We start from the raw sequence: 7,052 nt of genomic DNA on the forward strand, positions 1-7,052 counted from the left end.
CAGACGTACATGCGCATCAAGTCGACGGTGGAGACCGCGCGGTTGCGCGGTCAGGACCCCGTTGATGTCCTGATCAGCCTGCGTCGCTAATCACGTACGGGCAGTTGTTCAGATCAGCATTCGGGGCAGCGGCTTGAGCGTTAGGCCTGCACGGTAGAACGCTCCTCGACCCGCCAGAGCAGGGGGTACTTCTCAGCGACGAAGACGCCCGGGTCTTGGCGTTCCCACAGCAGCACCTGGCCGACAGCTTCAACCACTGCGGCGCGCGCGGCATGCAGGGTATTGAAGGGGCCGAGCGTCTGGACGACCTCGCCGGTCGCGAGATGCGTGGCGGTGGCGTAGATCTGAGACACGGCCACAGGATAGGCGGCGGCATCAGGCTCAACGTGTTGCCATATGCACTTGAGCCATCTGCAATAGGGTGTTTATGGTGTCATTGGCGATGCGGTCGGGGCCCAGGTCGGGTGCATCTCCGTGAAGGGGCGGTCGAAGAGGCCGGGCTGGGTGGAGGCGTCGAAGAGCTGCCCGAAGTCGCTTGGGGCCAGCCCCTTGCGTAGGCGGGTGGCGTAGGTGCCCACCAGGGCAGCGGTGTAATGTCCCACGTCATAGTCCCGCCCATCCGGGTTCACATCGAGGGGCGTCAAGCCCTGGCCCATGCGGTGGTAGAGACTGACTCGTTCCCCGGCCCGCCAACTCCAGCCCAGGGCGTGCAGGGCTTCGTAGGTGGCCTCCCGGCGGCTGCCGCGCGTGGCCGCGTACTGCTCAGGCGACTTGGTCAGGCGCACCCGGCTTGCGACATCCGCGTTAGTACACGCCCGCGTTTCTAGCGCGTGCTGGGTGTCGAGGAAGGCCTGGCGCACCCCAGGTACGTTGCCGGAGAGCAGGACCCGCAAGGCCTGCTGGAGGAAGGCCCGGCCGTAGGCCTCAGTGCGGCTGGACTCGAAGGCCGCGCCTCGCAACTCCAGGCGGCCGTCATGGCGCAGGAGGGCGTAGTTCTTGACCTCGTGGCTGAGCATGGCCTGGGCGCGGCCGTCGAACTCCAGGGTGACGCCGGCGGGCAGCGTGGCGTCCAGGTCGGCGATCAGGCGACGCTCGTCGGCCTCGGTCCAGCCTTCGGGGGTGGAGAAGAAGACGCCATCGGTGTCGGCTTCGATCAGGGTCATGCCACGTGTGCGGAGGGCTTCGACGACCTGAGCCAGGACCTCTCGGCCACGGCGGGTGACCTGATCGGCGGCCGCGCGGTCCTGGAAGAGCGCGAGGCGGCCGGCGCCGAGGTACCCATAGCCGGAATTGACAACCAGCTTCATGGCGCTCTGCATGGCGTCGTGCTCGCCGGGGTCTCCCCTCCGGGCCGCAGCCTTGTGCTCCAGGCGCAGGGCAGTGAGGTGGTCCATGAGGTGCAGGAAGACGCCGAGGGGATCACTCCTGGGACCGATGCGATCTGCGCGAATCAGGCTGGGGTACATGCTGGCGATGTCGGCCTTCACCACACGCGGCAGGACGCCCTCGGCATAGAGGTGAACGGTACCGCCCCGGTGAGGCTCATCCGAGCGCTCGGGGGGACCAGGGAGGGCTCTGCCCGCCTGAAGGTAGGCGCGGACCAGCATGGGTTCGAGCATGCCGGTGGCGGTGCCCGCATAAGGCAACCGGTGGTAGGGACGTGGGGCCATCTTTGCCAGGGCAAAGGCGGGGGCCAGAACACGCCGGGCCAGCGCTTCGACCTCCTCGACGTCCTGCAGGGCGTACTTGCGGACGGTGGCGGGGTGGGTGCGGTAGGTCTCGGCGATCTGGGCGCCCTCGATGTAGACCCGGTCCTCGGGGGCGATGCCGAAGAGCTGGGACACGACCTTCAGGCTGGCGCTGGGGAGATCGAGTCTCCGGACGGCGTCGATGGTATCGACGATCTCGCGGCCGGCGCAGGCCCAGTGGGGGGTGGAGCGGCCGTCCTGGACCTTCCAGACCCCAGATGGCCCTCCGGAGCGCCCAAGATTCAAGGTCAGGCCATGCACTTGCGCCCGCCTGATCAGGAAGGGGAGGTCGAAGGCCATGATGTTGTGGTTTTCGAGAATGTCGGGGTCGCGGTCCTGGATCACCTGGAGCAGGGCCTGGATGAGGTCGGGTTCCTGGGCCGCGCGGCGGGCTTCCAGCACGCGCTCGAAGCCGCGGTTGTCGCGCACGGCGATCATGAAGATACGGCCGCTCTCCGGGCTGAGGCTGGTGGTCTCCAGGTCGAACTGGAGGCGGTGGGGATCATCGAAGCTCATGCCTTTGAAGTACGTGCGGCCCGACGTCATGAGGTACTGCTCAGTGGGGCCGACCGTGTAATAGCCGGAGAGGTCGTACAGGCTGGTGATGGGGCGGCCGAGGCGCCCGGTGGCGCCGGTGAGGACGGCGCGCCGGAGGGCCTGACCGTCGCGGGCCGTGAGGAGGTAGCGCAGGCTCCCAGGTTCCCCGGGCAGCTCGCGGGCACTGAAGGGGGCGTGATTGTCGTGGGTGGCCAGGCGTGTGCCGAGGTGCTCGACATCGACGAGGTCGCGGGCGTAGAGCCAGGAGCGATAGCGCGTGCGTTCCAGGATGATCTGCTCCGCCTCGCGGCGCCAGACCAGGGCCCGGCCGGAGAGGTCGGCGTGAACGGACACGATGCCTGGGGTGGGATCGTGTCCGAAAAGCAGGGGGTCAGTAGGGGCGTGCGTCACGGGCGGGCTTCAGGGTACGCCGGTCCTGGGCTGGTGTTCGTCTCTCGGGCCGGGTTTAAGACGCGCGGGCGGTGAGCTGGACGCTGACCTGCTAGAGGATCTGCCAGGCGACGCTGCTGGGGTTGAGGCCGCCGGGGTGCATGACGTAGGGCACCCCTTTTGCCCGTGCGACATCGCGTAAACCGTTGTGGGCATGACCCATCCAGCGGATGGCGAGAATGACGACGGCGGTCTGGTCGGTGACGCGGCTGTGAGCGTGTGTCCCGTGGTCGTATTCCGCAGAGCCGATCCAGTCGAGGCGGGCGAGGCCCAGGGCGTCGACAAGGGCCTGGTGATGTGCGGGGTAGGGCACACCACCGATGAGGGTGAGGGCGCGGCCTTCGAGGAGGGCCCGTGCTTCCTGGACGTGTTGGAGGTGGAGGGGGGCAGCGGGCTGCGGTTTAGGGCTTGGGAGGGCAGGACTCGTCTCAGGCGTGGGCTCGGGCGCTGGGGGCGTCACAGAGGTGGGTGCGGGGGCGGCCTCCTCATGTTCCGCTGGGGTGGGCTGTTCCTCGGTGCTGGCGTGCTGCTGGAGGCGGTCACGGATCTGAAACCAGAGGTATACAGCGTTTTCATTCTCCTGTGGCGTCTGGGGACTGGCCCGGAGGGGACCGAGGGAGCGGAGGCTGTCCTCGAACTCCTGGTGCAGCGGGAGGCGCAGGTTGAGGGCGCGGAGGCAGGCGCGGAGGTGGCCGGCGAATTCGCGCACGAGGAAGAGGGCCATCTGGTGGTCTGGGGTGTCCAGCCCGAGGGCCCTTGTCCTGGGGAGGAAGTCGAGGGCGGCGACGAACTGAGTGAGGGCGTGGTCCAGGTGGGTGTTCGGATTCCGATGGAGGAGAAATTCCTTCCAGCCCCAGAGTGGATCGATGCCGGTGAGCGTGGTGGCCATCTGGAGGATAGGCGAGAGACCCATGCCTGGGGCACGGGAGGTTTGGGCGAGGTGCGCGCAGGTACTGAGCATGAGGCGCAGGCGGAGGGCCTGATCCTGGTGCGGGTCGACGCCGTCGACCAGGTGTCGGTCGAGATGATCGAAGGTTTCCCAGAGGAGGCGCTCGCCTTCATGCTCGACGCCGGGGAGATCGGCCAGCTGGAGGTGATGCATCCGCCGGAGCATGCCGAGGGCCTGGAGGTAGGCGAGGTCGCGTTCTTGACGTTGCAGCACGGTCCCGACGCGTAATGCGGGAACGCGGATGCGGCCGAGTTCCTGATGAATGGCCTGGAGATGCCCCTGCAGGAGGCGGGTGACGTGTGGGGAGGTGCGGCCTGGGCATGGATGTCGCGTGCGGCCAGGAGGCATCTCGTGGCGTAGGTGAGGGGGACGGTCACGGGTTGGTCGGTGTAACGGTCGCGAGCGTTGAGGTGCAGGAGGAAGATCAGGGCGGCCTGCTCAGTGGAGTGCAGGTCAGGGGTCAGGAGGGCCTTGAGCGCCTGCTCGCGGGGTTGTCGTGCGGGGTCCTGGGTGGGGTCGGGGAGGAGCGTAAGGAGATCGGGGTGGGTGGGGTCTTGGAGGCGTTCAGGGCGGTGATAGAGGGTCCAGAAGAGGCTGGCTTCGTGGAAGAGGCTGGGGAGAGGGACGTGCAGTTCTTGGGCGCGGTCGAGGAGGAAGGCGGCGACGTGGTGGAGTTCGTCCTGATGGTAAGGACTGCCGATGACCTGGCCACTGAGGAGGGCGAGGGCGATGGTGTTGAGGTTTTCCTGAAAGGGCTGACCGATGGGATGGAAGTGGTGGAAGGTGGCGGCGAGATCCTGGGTGATGGTGATGGTGCGGCGTTGGAGGTCTTGGGCGTGATTGATGGTGTGAATGCCGAGGAGGAGGAGGTGACCGGTGAGGAAGATGGTGTGGCGTTGTTCTGGGGTGGCGTAGAAGGTGGCGTCGTCAGGGAGGTCGTCGGGGTCCTGGGTGGTGAGGGCGTACTGGAGGGCCTCGAGGTAGGTGGTGAGGGTCTGGATGTGATCGGTCCAGCCGTCCTGGGTGGGATGGTTGTGGTGGGGGAAGGTCAGGATGTCGGTGGGTTGGGGAAGAGTCATATCTGGAGTGTGCGTGCACTTGGGGTGACGCGTGAGGGGTCGGGCAGAGGCCCGGTTACGTGGAGGCGTGCGCGAGGAGCTGGGTGCTGGCCTGCTGGAGGATCTGCCAGGCGACACTGCTGGGGTTAAGGCCTCCCGGGTGCATGACGTAAGGCACGCCCTTGGCTTTCGCTACATCGCGCAGGCCGTTGTGGGCATGACCCATCCAGCGGATGGCGAGGATAACGACGGCCGTCTGATCGGTGACGCGGCTGTGGGCATGGGTGCCGTGGTTGTACTCATCGGCGCCAATCCACTCCAGATCGGCGAGCCCCAGGGCGTCGACGAGGGCTTGGTGGTGTGCGGGGTCGGGGACGCCGCCGATGAGGGTGAGGGCGCGGCCCTCGACGAGCGCCCGTGCTGCCTGTACGTGATGAGGCAGTGGGGCGTGTTTTGCTGCCACTGGGGCTTCCTTGGGTGGAAGCGGCAGGACGAGTTCGGGATCTTGTGGTGCGGGGACATCAGGGTGTGTTGAGGTGCCACGGGTTTGACGCTGCTGGGTCTGCTGCTCGATGAAGCGTTGGAAGCGCTGATTCGTGCTGGGGTACTCGTGTTCGGAGAACGCACTGCCGCGAAAGGGACCGTAGGGGGTCAGGAGCTGCTCGACTTCCTGATGGTGGGGCAGTCGGAGCTGGGCGATGCGTAAGCAGGCTTGCAGGTGCCCGATGAATTCGTGTATGAGCTTGTGCCATTCGGCGTTCTGCTCAGGGGTGTCGGTGAGCGGGTCAGGCTTGAAATAGAGCAACAGCATGACGGTGTGTAAGGCCGGGAGGAGAAGGAGGTGGGTGGGCTTGGGAGTGTGGAAGTTCTGCCAGGCCCAGAGGGGGTCGGTGTGGCTGAGTTGTGCGGCGATCTCGATGAGGGGTGGGAGGGCCATGCCCGGGGCGCGGTGGGTAGAGGCGAGGGCGGCGGGGGCGGTGAGCAAAAGCTGGAGCCGGCGGAAGGGTTGCGTGGTGGGGTCGCGGCCCTGGGTGAGCTCCTGGTCGAAATCGTCGAAGAGGGACCAGAGGACCTGTTGCAGTTCGGCGACCACGGGTGGCGTGGGGGCGGACTGCTGATAGTGCATGTCGCGCAGGTGGATCAGGAGTCGCTCGGCGGCCGCCTGGCGTTGGGCACGGAGGACCAGGGCACCCGGGCGGAGACCGGGAAGGCGTTCGGTGCCGAGGTCTTGCTGGATGGCCTTGAGGTGGGTCCAGAGGGCCTTGGTGTGCTGGGGGGAGGTGTGGTGCTCGGTGTGGATGTCTCGAGCGGCAAGGAGGGCGTAGGCGGTGCTGTCGAGGGGGTCGTGGAGGGCGAAGTTGGTGATGCGGTCGCGGGCGTTGCAGGTGAGGAGGATCAGGGCGGCGTATTGCTCGTGCTTGAGCGTGCTGGCGCCCAGGAGGTACAGGAGGTCTTGCTCACGAGGTTGGCGGGTGGACTCGAGGGTGAGGGGTGGGCGGAGGCGCTCGAGGGTGGGATGAAGGGGGTTGTGGATGATGGGTGGCCGGGTGTATGCCTGCCAGAAGGCCGTGCCTTCGGCCATGGTGGTGGGGAGGGGCCGGTGCCAGTCTTGGGCGGTGTCGAGCAGGAGGGCAGCGGTGTGGTGGAGCTGGACGGAGGTGAGGGCAACGCCGAGGGGGCGATCGGTGAGGGGGCGAGTGTGGGTGCTGATGGCGGTGCTGAGGGGGATGCCGAAGGTGGGGTGGAGTTCAACGAGGGTGGCGGCGAGGTCTTGAGCGTGGTGGAGGAGTTCGGGGTCGGTGGCTTTAGGGTTGAGGAGGTTGAGGGTGAGGAGGTAGAGGTGGGCGGCGAGGAGGATGTCCTGGCGTTGGGTGGACGTGGCTTTCTGGGTGACGAGGTCTTGGGGTGGGGCGTTGTGGAGGATGACGTGTTCGAGGTGTTGGAGGTAGGTGGTGATGTGGGGGAGAGGGATGGGCATGTATGGAGTGTGCGTGTACTTGGGGTGGCGTGCATGGGGATATGAGTATATTTATGGATATATGATAGTAAAAGAGTAAGGAAAAATCACAGCTGTAGTAGAGCGATTTACACCTTCAGTTTTTGTTCTCTTGCATATGCCAGGGCTTACGCTAGACAGATGCTATACTGGCATCCCTAATACACTCATCCTATACATCAATAGCTTACTTGGTAAGCAGTTGTTGTCTTTTACTCAGGAGTTGCACCTGCATAAGACGAAAAAAGCGCTCCCAGACGCGAGAGTCTGGGAGTGTCGAAGTCACAGCCTCTCTGGGAGCGTGCCCGCATTCT

At 65.9% G+C, this 7,052-nt stretch carries 6 protein-coding genes; 2 read left to right on the forward strand and 4 right to left on the reverse strand.

Features of this window, described 5'->3' with window-relative positions; translation table 11 throughout:
• Positions 1-140 precede the first annotated feature (140 nt).
• The 3 genes from ASF71_RS16720 to ASF71_RS24140 form a co-directional block, all read right to left on the reverse strand.
• Complete coding sequence (locus ASF71_RS16720) at positions 141-353, reverse strand: hypothetical protein (protein WP_082506137.1); 213 nt, start codon at positions 351-353, stop codon at positions 141-143.
• 72 nt (positions 354-425) lie between these two features.
• Positions 426-2,696, reverse strand: coding sequence for a 3'-5' exonuclease (locus ASF71_RS16725; protein ID WP_056302343.1), 2,271 nt, complete (start codon positions 2,694-2,696; stop codon positions 426-428).
• A 91-nt stretch (positions 2,697-2,787) separates the two neighbouring features.
• Positions 2,788-3,624: a hypothetical protein gene (locus ASF71_RS24140; protein WP_156372931.1), complete on the reverse strand. Its 837-nt coding sequence runs from the start codon at positions 3,622-3,624 to the stop codon at positions 2,788-2,790.
• A 42-nt stretch (positions 3,625-3,666) separates the two neighbouring features.
• Here ASF71_RS24140 and ASF71_RS24145 point away from each other — a divergent pair, with 42 nt between their 5' ends.
• Together ASF71_RS24145 and ASF71_RS16735 are read left to right on the forward strand one after the other, a co-directional pair.
• The gene (locus tag ASF71_RS24145) at positions 3,667-3,912 is read left to right on the forward strand and encodes a hypothetical protein (RefSeq protein WP_156372932.1); all 246 of its coding nucleotides are present in this window, start codon (positions 3,667-3,669) and stop codon (positions 3,910-3,912) included.
• A 92-nt stretch (positions 3,913-4,004) separates the two neighbouring features.
• Positions 4,005-4,892 carry a hypothetical protein gene (locus ASF71_RS16735; protein ID WP_056302345.1) on the forward strand — a complete coding sequence of 296 codons (888 nt, stop codon included), beginning with the start codon at positions 4,005-4,007 and terminating at the stop codon, positions 4,890-4,892.
• Here ASF71_RS16735 and ASF71_RS24150 read toward each other — a convergent pair.
• Positions 4,819-6,720 (reverse strand): hypothetical protein, encoded by a 1,902-nt coding sequence (locus tag ASF71_RS24150; RefSeq protein ID WP_156372933.1) that lies wholly within the window; start codon positions 6,718-6,720, stop codon positions 4,819-4,821. The two genes, ASF71_RS16735 and ASF71_RS24150, sit on opposite strands and share 74 nt — an antisense overlap.
• Positions 6,721-7,052: the final 332 nt, after the last annotated feature.

The organism is Deinococcus sp. Leaf326, assembly GCF_001424185.1.
GTDB lineage: Bacteria > Deinococcota > Deinococci > Deinococcales > Deinococcaceae > Deinococcus.

Coding starts and splice junctions, on each gene's coding strand:
- ASF71_RS24140 (WP_156372931.1), bottom strand. CDS start 3,624: ATGGCCACCACGCTCACCGGCATCGATCCACTCTGGGGCTGGAAGGAA.
- ASF71_RS16735 (WP_056302345.1), top strand. CDS start 4,005: ATGGATGTCGCGTGCGGCCAGGAGGCATCTCGTGGCGTAGGTGAGGGG.
- ASF71_RS24150 (WP_156372933.1), bottom strand. CDS start 6,720: ATGCCCATCCCTCTCCCCCACATCACCACCTACCTCCAACACCTCGAA.